16 protein-coding genes are annotated in these 16688 nt (G+C 42.7%); 12 read left to right on the top strand and 4 right to left on the bottom strand.

Annotation, left to right across the window (positions count from 1 at the left end; translation table 11 throughout):
* Positions 1–434 precede the first annotated feature (434 nt).
* Positions 435–1373, bottom strand: coding sequence for a DUF1554 domain-containing protein (locus tag EHS11_RS04820; protein WP_135763285.1), 939 nt, complete (start codon positions 1371–1373; stop codon positions 435–437).
* Between the two features lie 132 nt (positions 1374–1505).
* Positions 1506–3032: a malate:quinone oxidoreductase gene (locus tag EHS11_RS04825; RefSeq protein ID WP_135763286.1), complete on the bottom strand. Its 1527-nt coding sequence runs from the start codon at positions 3030–3032 to the stop codon at positions 1506–1508.
* A gap of 767 nt (positions 3033–3799) precedes the next feature.
* On the opposite strand from EHS11_RS04825, the gene EHS11_RS04830 reads away from it, so the two are divergent.
* A complete protein-coding gene (locus EHS11_RS04830; protein WP_135763287.1) occupies positions 3800–4564 on the top strand; it encodes a hypothetical protein in 765 nt (254 codons plus the stop codon).
* Between the two features lie 239 nt (positions 4565–4803).
* Positions 4804–5010, top strand: coding sequence for a hypothetical protein (locus EHS11_RS04835; RefSeq protein WP_135763288.1), 207 nt, complete (start codon positions 4804–4806; stop codon positions 5008–5010).
* A gap of 120 nt (positions 5011–5130) precedes the next feature.
* On the opposite strand, the gene EHS11_RS04840 is transcribed toward EHS11_RS04835, so the two are convergent.
* Positions 5131–5583 (bottom strand): SET domain-containing protein, encoded by a 453-nt coding sequence (locus tag EHS11_RS04840; protein WP_135763289.1) that lies wholly within the window; start codon positions 5581–5583, stop codon positions 5131–5133.
* Positions 5584–5685: 102 nt separating this feature from the next.
* On the opposite strand from EHS11_RS04840, the gene EHS11_RS04845 reads away from it, so the two are divergent.
* From EHS11_RS04845 to EHS11_RS04880, 8 genes are read left to right on the top strand one after another with little or no spacing between them, the layout of a single operon-like run.
* Positions 5686–5835, top strand: a complete 150-nt coding sequence (locus tag EHS11_RS04845) for a hypothetical protein (protein WP_167884354.1) — start codon at positions 5686–5688, stop codon at positions 5833–5835.
* Positions 5836–5860: 25 nt separating this feature from the next.
* Positions 5861–6334 carry a 6,7-dimethyl-8-ribityllumazine synthase gene (ribH, locus tag EHS11_RS04850; RefSeq protein ID WP_135763291.1) on the top strand — a complete coding sequence of 158 codons (474 nt, stop codon included), beginning with the start codon at positions 5861–5863 and terminating at the stop codon, positions 6332–6334.
* Positions 6331–6753, top strand: coding sequence for a transcription antitermination factor NusB (gene nusB / locus EHS11_RS04855; RefSeq protein ID WP_135763292.1), 423 nt, complete (start codon positions 6331–6333; stop codon positions 6751–6753). The genes ribH and nusB overlap by 4 nt, the downstream gene beginning before the upstream one ends.
* A gap of 15 nt (positions 6754–6768) precedes the next feature.
* Positions 6769–8889 carry a tetratricopeptide repeat protein gene (locus EHS11_RS04860; RefSeq protein WP_135763293.1) on the top strand — a complete coding sequence of 707 codons (2121 nt, stop codon included), beginning with the start codon at positions 6769–6771 and terminating at the stop codon, positions 8887–8889.
* Positions 8886–9686 (top strand): class I SAM-dependent methyltransferase, encoded by an 801-nt coding sequence (locus tag EHS11_RS04865; protein WP_135763294.1) that lies wholly within the window; start codon positions 8886–8888, stop codon positions 9684–9686. The genes EHS11_RS04860 and EHS11_RS04865 overlap by 4 nt, the downstream gene beginning before the upstream one ends.
* 3 nt (positions 9687–9689) lie before the next feature.
* Positions 9690–11264 (top strand): DEAD/DEAH box helicase, encoded by a 1575-nt coding sequence (locus tag EHS11_RS04870; RefSeq protein ID WP_135763295.1) that lies wholly within the window; start codon positions 9690–9692, stop codon positions 11262–11264.
* Positions 11228–12352, top strand: coding sequence for an N-acetylmuramoyl-L-alanine amidase (locus EHS11_RS04875; protein WP_246047603.1), 1125 nt, complete (start codon positions 11228–11230; stop codon positions 12350–12352). The genes EHS11_RS04870 and EHS11_RS04875 overlap by 37 nt, the downstream gene beginning before the upstream one ends.
* A complete protein-coding gene (locus tag EHS11_RS04880) occupies positions 12333–13157 on the top strand; it encodes an LIC_10740 family protein (RefSeq protein WP_135763296.1) in 825 nt (274 codons plus the stop codon). The genes EHS11_RS04875 and EHS11_RS04880 overlap by 20 nt, the downstream gene beginning before the upstream one ends.
* On the opposite strand, the gene ispG is transcribed toward EHS11_RS04880, so the two are convergent.
* Positions 13154–15187, bottom strand: coding sequence for a (E)-4-hydroxy-3-methylbut-2-enyl-diphosphate synthase (ispG, locus tag EHS11_RS04885; RefSeq protein WP_135763297.1), 2034 nt, complete (start codon positions 15185–15187; stop codon positions 13154–13156). The genes EHS11_RS04880 and ispG overlap by 4 nt on opposite strands.
* A 137-nt stretch (positions 15188–15324) precedes the next feature.
* On the opposite strand from ispG, the gene EHS11_RS04890 reads away from it, so the two are divergent.
* Both EHS11_RS04890 and mutY read left to right on the top strand, forming a co-directional pair.
* On the top strand, positions 15325–15609 hold the full coding sequence (locus EHS11_RS04890; protein WP_135763298.1) for a hypothetical protein: 285 nt from the start codon (positions 15325–15327) through the stop codon (positions 15607–15609).
* The gene (mutY, locus tag EHS11_RS04895; RefSeq protein ID WP_135763299.1) at positions 15606–16673 is read left to right on the top strand and encodes an A/G-specific adenine glycosylase; all 1068 of its coding nucleotides are present in this window, start codon (positions 15606–15608) and stop codon (positions 16671–16673) included. The genes EHS11_RS04890 and mutY overlap by 4 nt, the downstream gene beginning before the upstream one ends.
* The last annotated feature ends 15 nt before the right edge of the window (positions 16674–16688 follow it).

Raw genomic sequence — 16688 nt, forward strand, 5'->3', positions numbered from 1 at the left:
TGCTCGTTTTCCATAACAACAGATCACTAAATGCTATACCACGTACAAGAACTTTATGGGTAACGGGATGGTTATCCACCCGCCACCCATTGAGTTCCAATTATCACATCACCTTTCCCCTGTAAAGCGATGTCCGTGATCTAAACAATTTTATTCAAATACATTCGCCTTTTTGATTACTGTTATCCCTGCCTCAATTTTTTCGCGCGCCAGGGATACGGAGGGCTTGGTCGCATTGCGACCGGAGCGTTAGCGGAGCCCGCAGTAGCCCGCTCGACTTTTACAATGAAACGCACATGATCGTGTCAATTCGAGGCGCCAAGAGGACGTTTTGCGTATTACCTAAGATTCTAGAAAAGACTCTATCCCTTCTTTGCGGTGTATTTGGCAATTAGAAGCAGTGCGGGTGGTGCTAATAAAGTGTTCTATGGTTTTTATTGCTCCACACAAGCAAGCACATTGAAACTGCCGCAACTGCCTCCGCCGTTGGATTTTATATTGGTGCTGGATGCCTGGCCGGCCCCTCCCGTTCCTGTCCAAAGAGAGCAACTTCCTGTCCCGTGTTGCAGCCAATCTCCGCCCGTAGATAGTCCGGTCCAAACGGTGAGAGTACCGGTAGAGCTGATATCTGTGGTCTGAACCAAGAGTCCCAAACTGTCTGCAGCTCCGATTGTAACGGAATCTGCAGCACGAATATAAGTTGTGTTAGGTTTTAATACCCAATCCTTATGCTCTGCGAGACCGGATGTAGCACAATTGGAGGAAGTACAGGCAATCCGATTGGTTGCATCAACGATTAAGCTCTTATAGATTGCTGCGGAAGGAGTTGTCGGTTTATTTGTGTCCGTCTGGCATTTCGAATCTGCTCCGGAAATCCCCGACAAAGCGGCAGTATAAGTTGCAGCGGTTAAGAACATTTTACATGGACTACAAACCGGAGTAGCGGTAGCTTCGAGTGAGGCGTTACTTTCTCCGCTTGTATTTACCGCGGTTAGAATATAATAATAAGAAGTATTGTTTGTGATGTCCGAATGAGTATAAGGAGAAGTAATGTTTGCAATCCGAGTGCTGTTTGTTTTTGATACGCCCGTGGAAGTTCCGTAATAAAGTGCATAGGAAGTGGCGCCTGTTACTTCCTTCCACGACAAAGTATTTTGAGTGTTGCCTGCTTGTATGGCAGGCGCTTCCGGTGTGGGAACCAGAGACGATTTCGGGCATAGGATGGAGCTTTGACCCAATAGACATTTTAGCTCTTCCGTTGCAAAATAGGATTTATTTCCAAAATCCTGCGCATTATCAAATTCCAATTTTTGGCAAGTGGTGAAGAGAAGAATGAAACAAACTAAGATAAGTAATTTTTTACTTTCTGTCATCGTCTATCTGACGAAATAAATTTCTAAAATCAGATCGGGTCTTTTTTCGGTTTTTTACAAGAGGGAAATATCACCCTACACCGGACTCCTTTCACGATTACAATGTAGGGTGTAGGAATCATTTTTTACGGTTTAAGCTTGGTTGGACACTTCTTTTCCCGATCCGGAAAGACTCAGGATTTCATGGGAATTCCTTCTGCTGGTTTTACACAATTCTTCATTATGTAAAAAAGACTCACCATAACTCGGAATCATTTCTTTCAGTTTGGAAATCCATTCTTTAGATTTCATTTTTTCTACGAAACAATCGGAAAGAACTTCAAGCATAATGGAAACCGAAGTAGAAGCACCGGGTGATGCTCCAAGGAGTGCCGCCAAACTTCCATCAGATGCCGATACCACTTCCGTTCCGAATTCCAAAACACCGCCTTCTTCCTTGTCTTCTTTGATGATCTGTACTCTTTGTCCTGCAACTACCAGTTCCCAATCTTCCGATTTTACATCCGGGAAATATTCTTTCAATGCATGAATGCGGTCTTCGTGGGATTGCATCGCTTGTGAAATCAAATACTTTGTCAAAGGAAGGTTGTGCATTCCCGCAGACAACATCGGAAAAATATTATCAAACTCCAACGATTTCACCAGATCCAGATAAGATCCTTTCTTTAAAAACTTGGTACTGAAACCTGCATAAGGACCGAATAACAGCTCTTTTTTGCCGCCGATGATTCTTGTGTCCAAATGAGGAACGGACATAGGAGGGGAACCGACGGAAGCTTTGCCGTAAACTTTTGCAAAATGTGTTTCGATGACATCTCTGTTTTTACATCTTAACCATTGGCCGCTGACGGGAAATCCCCCGAAGCCGGCAGCTTCCGGGATATCCGATTTTTCAAGCAAAGGAAGAGAGCCCCCGCCCGCACCGATGAATACGAAGTTTGCTTCGTGGTGTTCTTTTTCATGGGTTAACAAATTGGTAGATGTTAGGTTCCAAAGTCCGTCCTTTTCTCTTTCCAGGTCTTTTACGTTTTCATAGTATTGAACATGAACCCCTTCCAAACTTGCCAGATAATTGAATATTCCCTTTGTTAAAGTTCCAAAGTCTACATCCGTCCCCAAATCCATCTTTGTGCCTGCAACCTGCACATTCGGATCTCTGTTTTTCATTACGAGAGGCATCCAAGTCGCCAATTCGTTTCGATCTTCCGAATACTCCAATCCTTCGAATAACGGCTCTTTTGCGAGTGCTTCGTATCGTTTCTTTAAAAAGGAAACGTTTTCTTCCCCCCAAACAAAGCTAAAGTGGGGAACATGGTGAATGAAACTCTCCGGAGATAAAACTTTTTTTTCTTTTACAAGATATGCCCAAAATTCTTTGGAAACTTCGTAAGAAGAAGCGATGTTCAACGCTTTTTTCACATTGATGGAACCGTCCGGCTCTTCCGTTGTATAATTCAATTCGCAAAATGCGGAATGTCCCGTTCCCGCATTATTCCATGCATTGGAACTTTCTCTTGCTGCGGCATCTAACCTTTCGAGTACGGTGATGGTCAAGCCAGGGTCGAGTTCTTTTAGTAGAACTCCTAAGGTAGCGCTCATGATCCCAGCACCGATTAAGATGACATCCGATTTTGTTTTGATTGTATGTTTATCTTTCATAGCGATGGTAAGAGGTTGGGAGACTGTTGTTATTTTTGCAATTTATTTCTAATCAAAAAGCAAGAAAAGCTTCGAAAATTCGGATGTATTCCTCTGGAAACCTTTCCTTTTGGGCGCCTCGGATCTGTTATGTGAATCCGGGATCAATCATTGCCCCGACCGGGCTCTTCAGAGACTACGCCTATCGGCTCCGGTCCTTCGGACGCCTTCGGCTCTCTTTCGATCCCTGGCGCAGGAAAACTTTACAAAAAAGATCCTCCGTCAAAATTTAGAATCGGTTTTCAGTTAGAACACTATCCGGAAAAATATTGACAAGACGAACGGTTAGTCTCAATTTCCGATTGGTAGAGCAAATGAAAACATTTCGATTTCTTAGGAAACGCGGAACATCCTGTTCCGACGAAAAAGCTTCGGCCATCCGTGGCCATTCGCAGCGACCCATAGGGAGCGAGAATGGTGAACTGGGCGGTAAGCGAATGCGGTAGCCCAGATTCTCTGACTTGCTTGCAAGTCCAACTAGTTGTTACATAAATCTTCAACCAACTGACTTTTGGAAACTCACGTCAATCTTTGAGATGGGCTTTAACCCACCGAAGGGAAACATCTCACTCACTTGAAAAACCCTTTTTGCCAAATCCATCCCCTCCAAAAAGGGAAATTTTTTTCTAAAAAACGAAAAAACTGCAATAAAAAATGATCGCCGCCATTCCATAATTTTTTGACTTCTCGCTTTAATGCGGCTTAGCTGACCAAATCGTAGGTCCCCCATGCAAACAGAAAACCCATCTGAACAAAGATTCACAAAGATGCGAGGCGCCCAACAAAAGATAGATAAAGTCTCTCCTCTCTTAAAAGCAAGAGAGATGTTTCTCGCGGTGGCGGAGGCAGGGATGCCGGAGCGGACCCGTCGTAACACGGAGGTTACGCGGGGACGAGCGTGGAACATCGAACGCTTGACAGAAAGACGAGACGGACTCATAAAATGGGGAGAACTGCGAAGGGATGCACAATCCATAGAATCAAAATCGGACATAGCCACCCTCAAGGCAGAGCTAAAAGCAACCAAGTCTTCCGTGATCGACTTTTCCACAGGAACGGAATCTGTGTTGAGTAGTTATGACGATAGTCTAACAAGACTTACTACAAAAGAATTTATATTCAACGAGCCTATTCAGAAACAAGCTGTCATCACTCAAAATACAAGTATGGGACTCGGAGAATTTTTCTCCAAGGACCGAAGTCTGTCGGAAGTGTCAAAAATATCTGTGTCGGATAAAGTTTCCACTATGGGAAGTTTCTCGTTAGGCGGTGTAGCTGCGGGGATAGGACTTGTCCAGACAGATCCTGTTATTTATAAAACAATCAGCCTGGTAGAATCTGCTGCGGGAGCTGTAGGAGGATTTGTATCTTCTCTTACAGGAAATACATCCGGTGGACAATCGTATTCTATTTTCAATGCGGCGAGCCTCGCAAAAACTATATTATTGGGCAAAATATCCAATATATTGGACAAAACAAATCTTGTTTTATAAAAACAATCCCTGCTCCACCGGATCGACCAGCGAAGCGAGCTTTGTCGCCTTAGGGAAGGCCGGGTCGTTTTACAAAAGAGAGGAATTGGAAAGGAAAAAATGCTAGGGCGCTCACGGGGAATAGGAATATTTTCGGATAGGACTTGGTAGCAAATTCTTTTGCAAACTGCTTAGAACCATTCTACTTGACTTGCCAAGGAAACTGGGTTTTTCAAACTGGGTTTGTTGGGAGGAACTTTATGGCACTTTCGATTCGACTTCCTTTGTTTCTTTCCCTCTTATTTTTCGGAGTGAACTTCGTGCTTTGTGCGTGGACTCACATGGAAAAACCAGAAGGACCATTTCGTTTGGGTGATTCTATCATCCGTTATGCGGAAGAGTTGGAAAAGTTTGATTCCAAACCTTCTTATACCAAACTAGCTCCACATCACAGCAATCTTCTCTAGATTGTCAGGGAGCCCGTTTGGTAGGTACTGCCGGGAATTGGTTTGAGTGCATGCTTATGCTCTTACCTGGCCCGGTGGCCAAGTTGAGCTTTCTTGAAAACGGATGTTTAAATCGATCCGTTATTTCGGTTTGAAGTCGACATTATCCCAATAATCCTTTCCATAATTAAAAAAGATCTCTTTGCCTTCGGGGATTGTCTTTAACACTTTGAATCTTGCAGTCTTCCAGCGAACGGAAGTTACTAGCTCTGCATTCGGTTTGCCCGAGTGATTGATAAATCGGGTGTAATTGGAAAGTTTTCCTTCTCCGTAAATCCACCAATCTTTGCAAATCCATAACAGATATTTGGAATCCACATATTTTGGAGATTCCGCATCATCGTCCGTTATTATTTTTCCTTGGTAATAACCTACAGTATCGCCTTTGTATAATGTCTGTTTTGTGAATAGCCCCATTCCGATTCCCGGAACCGAGGAAGGTTTTACTTCAAAGTCTTTTTCGGAATAAACAATCTGTTTTCTCTTTTTAGGTGCTTTGGCTTTCTTCTTTGCCTGAGTCTGTTTCTTTTTCATGCCTATAGGACATAACTCGGGATCATTTCCAGTTTGTAAAGCGAATGAGATTTAAGAATGCCATGTTATCCAGCCGATCTTCAAACATACAGAGGTTCTTTTATGTTGAAAAGAAAGGAACAATCCATTTCCCAAGAGAATGTAGTCAATCTGGCTTTGTATCGGGCGAAAAAAGCCTTGGAAAAAGACGGATTTGAAGTGGTAGAAAATCCGGAAGGCAAGATCACACTTGTCATTCGTCTTGCGAAATAAAACCCCTCTGTTACCTTGGAATTACATGACACATATTCGAATTGAAGGAAATCGTATTGGGAGCGGTCAAAAACATTGTGTGATTGTTTCCAAATTCAATGAATTTATTACCGAAAGTCTTTTGAAAGGGGCTTTGGATGCTTATCGCCAACATGGAATCGCCGAATCGGATGTAACAGTGATTTATGTTCCGGGCGCTTATGAACTTCCCGCTACTGTTTCTAAAGTAATCCAATCCAAAAAGTTTTCTTTTTCAGCAATCACTTGCCTCGGTGCTGTGATTCGGGGAGCTACCTCGCATTATGATCTGGTTGCGGGAGAAGCCGCCAAGGTGGGAAACCTCGCTATCGGCGCTCAGATTCCGGTAATCTTTGGAGTTTTGACAACGGAAACCATCGAACAAGCGGTAGAAAGAGCCGGAACCAAAGCAGGAAACAAAGGCTACGAAGCAGCAACCACTGCGATCGAGATGGCAAACTTGTTTCGTGAGTTAGGATGAGTTCCCGCCATACAGGACGTTCTTTGGCACTGATGTGCCTTTATCAAATTGACCTGGTCGGAGTCGAACCTTCCAAAGCGATGAAGTTCGACTGGTACGACAAAAAAACCTCCAAAGAAGAAAAGGACTACGCTATCTTTCTTGTGAAAGGAGTGGTGGAAAACCGGGAAGAGATCGATACTCTAATTAAGAAATATTCCGAAAATTGGGAATTATCGCGGATTTCCGTTGTGAACCGCTGTATCCTCCGTCTTTCCATTTTGAGTCTAAAAAAGGAACCATTCCTTGCGGCGCCGGTTGTGATCAATGAGGCAGTCGAGTTGACAAAAGAATTCGAAACGGACGAATCAGCGAATTTCATCAATGGTTTGTTAGACGCTTTTTACAAAAAAGAGATCTTGGCGAAAAATCCAGGGTAGGAAAACTAGAGGCAGATGGACCCGATCCAGAAGAACAGATTCCGAATGGAAGAGGACAGGAATTCTTCCCAACCCAGTTACTACAAGGAAGATCCGTATTTAAGGGATCTGGGAAGAGATTCTCGTAAGGATGAGTCTACTTACGGTTCCAATACGGAAACAAAGCAACCGGTTCTGTCTTTTTTCTTCTGGCTTACCATCATTTTACTGTTAGCTGTAGCTGCGACTTCTGCTGTTTATTATTTTTATTATTATAAAAAAACCGATCCAGAGGAACTTGCCAAGTCTCTTCGTGGACTTCCCCAGGACAAAAAATCTTTGGAACTTCTTTTGGACAAGTCCTACCTTCCTAAAGATTCCATCAACTCCGATCTTGCCAATTGCCTTAATTCGTATCATGACCGTTATGTGAACAAGGCGTTTCGTGTTTGCGAGGAATTTTTAAATACTCCCGGCAAAGACGAAGACAAGTCGGTAGCACTCACCGTTCTCGGTGTGATGTTTGACGAAGCGGGGCGTTACATCAGCTCCATCGAAAGATTGGAAAAAGCAATTCAATACGATCCTAAAAATTATTTTGCATACTACAACCTTGCCTTGGCATTCAAACATTCCGGCAAATTCGAAGAAGCAAGAAAGGCCGCAGCCAAAGCTAAAGAAATCGCTCCGAACGATGCACGGGTAGCGTTGCTCACTGGAAATCTTTATCAGGAGATAGGCGATCCGAAGGCTGCCATCGATGCTTATAAAGAAGGGCAATCTTTGGCACCGAATGATCCGGTTCTTTCTTATAATCTTGCCATCAGTTATTATAAACAGGGAAAATTACCCGAAGCGATTGAAGAGTTTCAAAAGGCTGCGCTCGCTTCCCCGAGCTCGAATGTGGCCGCACTTTCCTACGGACATTTGGGATCTATTTTTTATTCCAGAGAAGACTATGACCGGGCGGAATATTATTTCAGAGAAGCGGCAAGACTTCGTCCGGCGGACGCAAAAAATCATTACAATCTGGGTTTGATTTTTCTAAAGAGAAAAAATCCGGAAGAGGCGGCAAAGTTCTTTCAAAAAGCATTGGATGCAAATTCCAACGAACCTGAAATTTACCGCTATATTGCGGAAGCATTCACTTCCATGGGACAGTCTTCTCTTGCCATCCAAGCTTTAAAGAAAGCGATTTTACTCAAGCCGAACGATGTGGATTCCTTATTTGCCCTCTCCGAACTCTATTATAAGAAAGGCGAGTTGGTTGAGGCGGAAAATTTATTCCGCAGAATCATCCGAATGACACCTGGCGACAGTTATTCGGAGACGGCTTATGTGAATTTGGGAATCATTCTGGACGAAATGGAAAGGTTTACGGAATCCATTCAATCTTTCGAAGGTGCCATTGCACTCAACCCCAAAAATCAATCGGCACGTTACAATCTGGGGATTGCCTATTTGCATGCGGGTATGCCTACCAAAGCGATCGAGGAACTCCGAAAAGCGAGTGCTCTTGAGCCAAATCACCTGCCTTCCCGTTTGGCGATCGCGGACTATTATCTGGAGCAAAAATACTATAACGAAGCTATCGCTGAGTATGAGGAAGTTCTTTCCGAAAAAAAAGATCTTCATGAAGCAAGGATCAAACTTGCGGACGCATACATCCAAACCAGAAGTTATCCTTCTGCGGAAAAAAGCCTTGTTTATGTTTTGGAACATTCCAAAGATCCGAAAGAAATCAAACTCGCTCATAGAAAACTGGCCCTCACCTATGCTGAGGGCGGAAATGGAAGCCAATCCAGAAAAGCAAAAGAGGAAGCGTTTCGCGCTTCCCATATAGATCCGGAAGATATGGAATCGAGGCTCGTTCTTTCCAAGATTCTGATTGATTCCGGTTCCCTTATGGATCGGGAAAAAGCGGTAGACGAGCTAACAACCGTTGTTCGTTCCGATGTGTCTCCCTCCGTTGCAGCCAAAGCCCATAATTATTTGGGTGTATGTTATTTTAAAAACGGCGAGTTCAAAAGAGCTCTTCAGGAATTTCAAATGGCAATCGATCTCAATCCCGGTTTGACGGAAGCTTATGAAAATAAAAGAGCCGCTCGCGCAGGTTACGAGAAAGCTCTGGAATCAAAGAAGCGGACTTTCTTTTGAGTTTGTTTTCCTTTATACCTTACAAAAAATTTCCCGAGTATTACGATGTTTGTTCGAACACAGGAATATTAAAATTCAAAAAAGCAAGTTATAGAGAATATGGTGATTCCTATTTTATGGAAGAATACCAGGCCCAGTATAAAAAAACATATTATGAGGACGAAGCCAATTTGAGGGGCCTCGCAGTTCGCCGAATCGAAGTTTTGCGCTCTTTTTTTGAAAATAAACAGGCAGGGAAAAAACTTTTGGAAATAGGTTCTGCCGCCGGTTTTTTTTTGGACGAAGCGAGAAAGACGGGATTCTCCGTGCAAGGTTTGGAACTCTCCGAAAGAGAAGTTGAATATTCTAAAGTTACACTTGGTTTGGATGTGGAAAAAAAATCGGTTTTGGATATTCCACGGGAAAATTTTAAAAACAGTTTGGATGTGATTGCCGCCTTTTTTGTTTTGGAGCATATTTCGGATGTGGAATCAGTTTGGGAAAGGTTGGGGCATTGGACCAAATCCGGTGGGGTAATTTTCCTTGCGGTTCCTTCCTTTTTCGGACCTAGTTTTCAGACCAATCCAGAGGAATGGTTTCGTACCCACCCCGGAGATCACTTTTTTGACTATGATTTGCGCTCTTTGAAAAAACTCTTGTCAAGCCTCGGGTTCACGGTGAAATATGCTAGACCCATGTCGTACCACCCCAGCCGAGATCTAGGTCTTCTAGGAAGACTTCCTGTTTTGGGGTATAAATTCTACTCAGACCGATTCTGCTATGGCGACACGATTCAAGTTGCCGCAATTAAAAAATAATCTATGAAATTTACCGAACTCCCCTTACACGAACTCCTTCACAAAGCCTTAGAAAAAATCGGTTACATTGACCTAACACCCATCCAAGAAAAGTCGATTCCATTTGCAATGGAAGGCAAGGATGTGACCGGTCTTGCTCAGACCGGAACCGGAAAAACGATGGCCTTTTTGGTCCCCACCTTACATAGGTTACTCAGCGCCGAAGAAGAAGAAAAACTTCCTTATGCACTTGTGCTTGCTCCTACCCGCGAGCTTACCATTCAGATTGGTGAAGAGGCAAAAAAACTTTTGCAATTTACAGACTACGGTGTGGCAACGATCATCGGCGGAACGGATTACCGATCCCAGGAAGAAGCTCTCGGAAACAAAGCATGCATCATTGTTGCGACACCCGGACGACTCATTGACTTTGTCAAAAATCACGGTTTGTCTTTGGATGCGGTCAAAGTTGTGATCCTGGACGAAGCGGACAGAATGTTCGATATGGGTTTTGTTCAAGACCTGAAATACATCTTTCATAAATGCAAAAACAGAAAACAAAGTCTTCTTTTCAGCGCCACTCTGAGTTATGAAGTAGTAAGACTTGCCAGCAAATATCTGGAAGATCCGATCGAAGTTCATATCAATCCTGAAAAAGTAATCACGGAAAGAATCGATCAAAGCCTATTGCATCTGGGACGTGATGAAAAACTTCCTTATCTTGTGAATTCACTTCTTAATTCGTCTTACGAAGGTTTGGGGATTATATTCACGAATTATAAGATGAATATCCCGAGGATCGTATCCAGTCTTCGCAAATACGGAATCACAGCTACCGGTCTCTCATCCGAGTTGGATCAGAAAAAAAGAATTCGTCTGCTTCGTGATTTCAAAGCAGGAAAATACAAATACCTGATCGCAACGGATGTTGCTTCCCGAGGTATCGATATTGAAAACATAGATGTTGTTTATAATTACGATCTTCCCCAAGATGCTGAAAATTACGTGCACAGGATCGGTAGAACGGCGCGTGCGGGGAGAAAGGGTAGTTCCATCGGGCTTTGTTCCGAGACGGATTATACGGAATTGGAACGGATCGAAAAGTATCTGAATTCCAAACTCCCCGTGGGAGAAATCAACGAGGCGTATTTGGAATTTCCCGTCGGTGAATTTATACCTGCTTTTCCTGAGGAAATGATTCCCGGAGAGAGAAAAGGCGGGCCGCATGACAGAGACCGCAAAGGCGGACGCGGCGACAAACAAGGTAGAGGCGGAAGAGATCGCGATCGTAAAAAACCGGATCATTCGAGTCATCCTCCTGCAAAAATGTCGCATCATGAACACCATGACCATCCGGCAAGAACGGAGAAACCCGCAGGAAAGGATTCCGGAAAATTTTCAGGACAAAAAAGAAGAGATCATAAACAACAAGGGCAAGAACCGAAAGGCAAGCCGAAACATCATCAAAACCAAAATAACAAACAGTCTCACCAGCCGAAAGTGAAGAGAAATTTGTTTGATATCAATGATACGAAAAAATCCCAGCAAAAGAAGAAATCGATTTGGAAAAGAATTATCTCCCTTTTCAAAAAAGACTGATTGCTGTTTGTCTTTTTCTATTAATTCTTTTTGATTCCTCTTCCGTATTTTCCGAAACAGTAAAGCTGCCGTTATACGGCAATGGCGGCTTTGTTTCTTTGGTTGATCTAAACCCGCTTTTTCCCGAACTCAAATTCAGTTTCAAAGAATCCACCTTGGTCAGTCATATCCAATCCCCTCAAGGTAAAATTTCCTTTCGGATCGGTTCCAGTTTTTATACTCTGGATAATAAAATTAACAAAATTCCCAAACCCCCTTTGATCAAAAACGGAGATCTTTATTTTCCTATCGATATTGTTGAAGCAGTGTTTTTGAATCTCCTATCATATGACATGCGTTATAAGTTTATAGAGAAGGAACTGTTGATTGATATTCCAAAAGAACCTACTCCGAAAAGAAATATAAATGTAAAAGCGATTATCATAGATGCCGGACATGGCGGAAAAGACCCCGGCACATCCGACTCCGACGGCAATTTCGAAAAGAACGTAAGTCTTGCCGTTGCGCGGTATCTTTATCTCTATCTTAGAAAATACTATCCTGAGATTCGCCTTCTTATGACCCGCAAAACTGATCATTTTGTGGAATTGGAAGACCGTTCCAAACTTGCCAATACGATTTTGAAAGATACAAGGGATTCGATTTTTATTTCCCTTCATTGCAATGCTTCATTGAATGAAAAAGCAGACGGATTTGAGATCTATTACCTTTCCCAAAATCCCAGCACGGAACAGGCAAGAGAGACCGCTCTTTTGGAAAATAAATTCATCGCCCCTCATGTCCATAAGACAGTAGCAGCCATTCAATCTCAGATGTTGTCGAGTGTGACTCAAAGGAGATCCAAAAAACTTGCCGAATCCATTGAGTCAGATTATGATAAGGGAATGGATACATTGATTACTTCCAGGGGAGTGAAAAAGGCGGATTTTTCCGTCTTGCGGGGAAGCCTAATGCCTGCGGTATTGATAGAAATGGGGTATTTGACTAGTCCGGGAGAGAGTAAAATTCTCCAGGACAAGTCATATCAGAAAAAAATTGCACGTAGTATCATTAAAGGAATTCATAAGTATGCTTCATCCAAAGATTAAAGAATATTCTGAAATCGCAAAAGAGAAAGGATATGCTTGGGGTTCACAGTTTTACAGACTGGGAACAGGAATCGAAGTCACTACCAATCGGTTTTTGTTTTTATTTTTTTCCTGGTTCTCTCTGCTTTTATTTTTCACCTTCTTTATATTAGCTGAAAAAAATCCTTTCAATCTGCTTGTTCCTTTCAATGTATTTCAACTTCCCAATTACGACCATAGAAGCAATTTTAAAGTATTTATTTCCGACGGCGCCGATCTTCAGGCACCAATCACCCGTTTGGTTCTTGCAAATGAAAACAAATCCGAGTTTATCTACCAATTGATCGAAGAAGTAGGAGCTCCTCCTTATTTTTTACCGGAAAAAAACGAGGAAAACGCTGAGATCGTCTTTACTCCTAAAAAATTACTCCCTCTTCAATATTCTTTGACGAATATCTGGTTCAGGGAAAAGGAACAAACAATCATCTTGGATTGGAACGAAACAAGCCTCGAACAAGTTATGAATCAGTACCGATTGGCGAAAAGCGGGCAGGGTTCCGCTCTTGTGGATGATGAAGAACAAAACCAGACAGTGGATACGATTACCTATTATTCGGGTCCTGAGCTTGGACCGAAAGAAAGCGAAGAATCCGTTCGTGCGAAAAAACTGAAAGCACTTGCCGCTACATTCAAAGCAATCGACGCCACTATTTTAGCAAACTTTTCGGAATTCAAAACCATCCAACATAAGTTAAACGGAGTTTCCAAAGAGTTTCCCGGGCTTTTGGATTATAGTCTTTTGGAAGACAAAAAATCTTCGAATTAGTTTTCCGGATCAACCCACATTCCATTGGACTTGATGAGTTCAATGAGTTTGTCCGCGGCTTCCGCTTCGGCGACTCCTTTCATTACTATTTCTTTCCCTCTGTACAAGTGTACCTTGCCTACACCAGCGCCCACATAACCGAAGTCAGCATCAGCCATCTCACCAGGGCCATTCACGATACAGCCCATGACTGCGATCTTGACACCTTTCAGATGTCCGGTTTTGGCCTTGATCACTGCTGTAGTGGATTGTAAGTCAAACATGGTCCTTCCGCAGGAAGGACAGGAAATATATTCCGTTTTGGTAAGCCGAAGCCTCGTTGCCTGTAAAATATCGTAGGTGAGTTCTATGAGTGCGTTCGGATCCGGCTCTTCCAGGCGAATCCGAATCAGGTCTCCGATTCCATCCAGAAGAAGTCCTCCTAAGTGAATGGAGGAGTCGTAAAGTGCGGATTCTTTCGAGTCGTATTTGCTGCTGAGAGCAATCGGAAAATCGGAATCTTTCACTAAAAACGAAAATCTACGAACAGTTGTTAATTGGGAGTGAGGGGTTGAAAAAAATACATTTTGGATTTTTCTTTTACGGATCTCTTTTATTAAAAAATCAATTTTGGAAAAATCCTTTTCTTCGATCGGGAATTCAACCGATCTCCCGTCTTTGGCATAATTTCGTATAAAATCCAAAAATTCGCCGAATACATCGGATTCATTCCCAGGGCTATCATCAAATAGAAATGGATTTACCACCCATTTCTGCAAGGCAAAGATTTCTTCTACAAGTCCTTCGTATTGAAATGTCAGATCCTCCGTAAGTTGGAAAGATACCGGATTGGGAATCTTTCCAAGCTTTTTCAAAGAGGAGAGTGCTGTGAGAGCCATCTCATCCCGAATCTGAAAGAATACAATCTCGTTGAATTTGGAAGATCTGTTGCCTAAAAAATTTTGTTTTAAGATTTCTTCCGCTACAATCTGTCCTGTAAAGGAAAATTCAGTCTCCACCCGAACTGGATGTTTGTCACCTAACTCCAATTCTCCTGTCTTTGTCTCTCTGGAATAAAATCGGGAATATTCATAAGGATCTCTGAACTCGGTGAAGTAGGATTTTGATTTTTCTTTTTCGAAGACGGCTTCTTGTTCCTTTGCCCAAATCGAATTGTATTTTTTTGCGATTTCCTTTGCTGCTGGAATTTCTTCGATCGCTTCTTCGGTAAGAGAAACACGAATCGTATCTCCCAGCCCTTCTTCCAGAAGAGATCCGATTCCTATGGCGGATTTGATCCTTCCATCTTTCCCGTCACCTGCTTCCGTTACACCCAAGTGGAGCGGGTAGTCCATTCCCAATTCGTAAAATCGGGATACAAGCAACCGATAGGCGGACACCATGACCTGCGGATTGGATGCTTTCATGGAGACTACTATTTCTTTGTAGTTATTTCTTTCTGCGATTCGGATGAATTCCAGAGCGGATTCCACCATACCTTGGGGAGTGTCTCCGAAACGGTTCATAATTCTGTCCGATAGGGAACCATGGTTCGTTCCGATCCGCATCGCGACTCCCAATTCACGTGCGCGTAGTACAAGAGGAGTGAATACTTCTTCGATCCTTTCCAACTCTTCTTCGTATTCTCTGTCCGTGTATTCTATGATATCGAATTTTTTTTTGTCAGCAAAATTGCCCGGATTGATACGAACTTTCTCTACCCATTCCACACACTTCAAGGCGACTTGGGGTGTGAAATGGATGTCCGCTACAAGAGGAACTTTAAGTCCCAGTTCTTTCATTCTTTTTCGGATTTCCGGTAAATTGTCAGCGTCTGCTTGACTTGGAACTGTTAGGCGAACTAATTCGGAACCTGCTTTTTCGAGTGCGCCGATTTGGGAAATGCTGGCTTCCGTATCACGAGTGTTTGATGTAATCATGGATTGGATTCGGATCGGGTTTGTTCCCCCGATTCCTACTCCTCCCACCTTTACTTCCCGAGTAGTCCTTCGTTTGTAATAAAAAGGGGATTCGTTGTACTTCGGATTCATCGTTTCTTATTGTCTCATGATCTATTAAAATCTTTATTAAAATTCGCGCAAGTAGTTCTAATTTTCATTTTTGTCTTCAATTTCGAATCTGTAAGGGTCGAAAATCATCTTAGGGGTTAAGCCCCAAAAGAAAAGAGATGAGCGCGGAATTAAAAACAGGTTTACGTAGGAAATACAGAGTCCAGGTGACAGTGGCAATCTATAGAGAAGGCAGCTTGTCCTATAAGAGTGAAATTCTCTCTCCTGCCTTTTACTCCAAAAGAACGGAAGCCCGCGACCATATCCGCCAAGAGATTCGGGAAAGGCTTACGCATTCCCGGTTTTTCCGATCCTCGCGATTGGATTATGATTTGGTCCGTTATACTGAAGAAGCGACTTGTAATACATATCTTCGTTATACGATCCAAGACACGGAAATTTGACCCCGCAAGAAAAACTCCGTTCTTGGTTTTTATTAAACCAAAGAGACCTGCCTTTTCGCAAAAAGAAACAAGCCTATTCTATTTGGGTTTCCGAGGTCATGCTCCAACAAACCCGAGTGGCAGCGATGTTGCCTTTATATGAAAATTTTATGTCCAGGTTTCCGACAGTTGCGGATTTGGCCCGATCTTCGGAAGAAGAAGTTTTGAGTGCTTGGAAGGGACTAGGATACTATACCCGGGCCCGCAATTTAAGAAAAGCAGCCATTTATGTGGAACAAAATTTCAATGGAAGTTTTCCCAAAGACCTGAATGAAGTTTTAAAAGTTCCGGGAATCGGTCCGTACACCGCGCGGGCCATCCTTTCCATTGCCTACGATCTTAAACATGCCGTTTTGGATGGGAATGTGAAAAGGGTCCTCGCCCGACTTTTTATCTATGAAAAAAATATATTGGGGGCAGGAGCGGACAAAGATTTACAATCGTTAGCTGATAATTTTCTGTATGAAGATTTTCCAGGTGATCATAACCAGGCAATGATGGAGCTCGGTGCTACGATTTGCCTTCCTGAAAATCCGAAATGTCTTTTGTGTCCTTTGCAATCGGATTGTAAGGGACTTTCCGAAAATCTTTTGGATCGGATTCCTCTTCGAACCAAAGAAGATAAAAAGTTAAGTTTGATCGGTCATTTTATTTGGCTTGAGAAAGGAGAAGAAATTCTACTTATCAAAGAAAAGAAACCTCGTTTTCTAAAAGGTATGTATGTTTTGCCTTATTACTTTGAAGGCAAACTTCCTTCGGAAGAATACCGGTCTTCGGAACTCATACAGGATTTGGCAAATCGCAAATCTTTGATCAAACTTCCCCGTTCTTTTTCCCATACGATCACTCATCATAAATTTCAGTTTTGGATACACAAGGAAGTTCTTTCTGAAAAAGAATCTGACCAGTTAGTATCTGCTATGCGAGAGGAAATGGACTGTAAGTGGGTGAAAAAGGAAAATCTTGAAAATGAGTTTCCTTCCTCTTTGGCAAGTAAGGTAAAAAAAATCATTTTATCCGATTGAATGCTGCCCAATCGG

Source organism: Leptospira ilyithenensis (assembly GCF_004771005.1).
GTDB classification, from domain to species: domain Bacteria; phylum Spirochaetota; class Leptospiria; order Leptospirales; family Leptospiraceae; genus Leptospira_A; species Leptospira_A ilyithenensis.

Bases quoted from the DNA above. Each gene is read 5' to 3' on its own strand.
- EHS11_RS04835 (WP_135763288.1), top strand. From the start codon at position 4,804: ATGGCACTTTCGATTCGACTTCCTTTGTTTCTTTCCCTCTTATTTTTC.
- EHS11_RS04870 (WP_135763295.1), top strand. From the start codon at position 9,690: ATGAAATTTACCGAACTCCCCTTACACGAACTCCTTCACAAAGCCTTA.
- EHS11_RS04880 (WP_135763296.1), top strand. From the start codon at position 12,333: ATGCTTCATCCAAAGATTAAAGAATATTCTGAAATCGCAAAAGAGAAA.
- EHS11_RS04860 (WP_135763293.1), top strand. From the start codon at position 6,769: ATGGACCCGATCCAGAAGAACAGATTCCGAATGGAAGAGGACAGGAAT.
- nusB (WP_135763292.1), top strand. From the start codon at position 6,331: ATGAGTTCCCGCCATACAGGACGTTCTTTGGCACTGATGTGCCTTTAT.
- EHS11_RS04845 (WP_167884354.1), top strand. From the start codon at position 5,686: ATGTTGAAAAGAAAGGAACAATCCATTTCCCAAGAGAATGTAGTCAAT.
- EHS11_RS04890 (WP_135763298.1), top strand. From the start codon at position 15,325: ATGAGCGCGGAATTAAAAACAGGTTTACGTAGGAAATACAGAGTCCAG.
- EHS11_RS04825 (WP_135763286.1), bottom strand. From the start codon at position 3,032: ATGAAAGATAAACATACAATCAAAACAAAATCGGATGTCATCTTAATC.
- EHS11_RS04840 (WP_135763289.1), bottom strand. From the start codon at position 5,583: ATGAAAAAGAAACAGACTCAGGCAAAGAAGAAAGCCAAAGCACCTAAA.
- ispG (WP_135763297.1), bottom strand. From the start codon at position 15,187: ATGAATCCGAAGTACAACGAATCCCCTTTTTATTACAAACGAAGGACT.
- ribH (WP_135763291.1), top strand. From the start codon at position 5,861: ATGACACATATTCGAATTGAAGGAAATCGTATTGGGAGCGGTCAAAAA.
- EHS11_RS04830 (WP_135763287.1), top strand. From the start codon at position 3,800: ATGCAAACAGAAAACCCATCTGAACAAAGATTCACAAAGATGCGAGGC.
- EHS11_RS04820 (WP_135763285.1), bottom strand. From the start codon at position 1,373: ATGACAGAAAGTAAAAAATTACTTATCTTAGTTTGTTTCATTCTTCTC.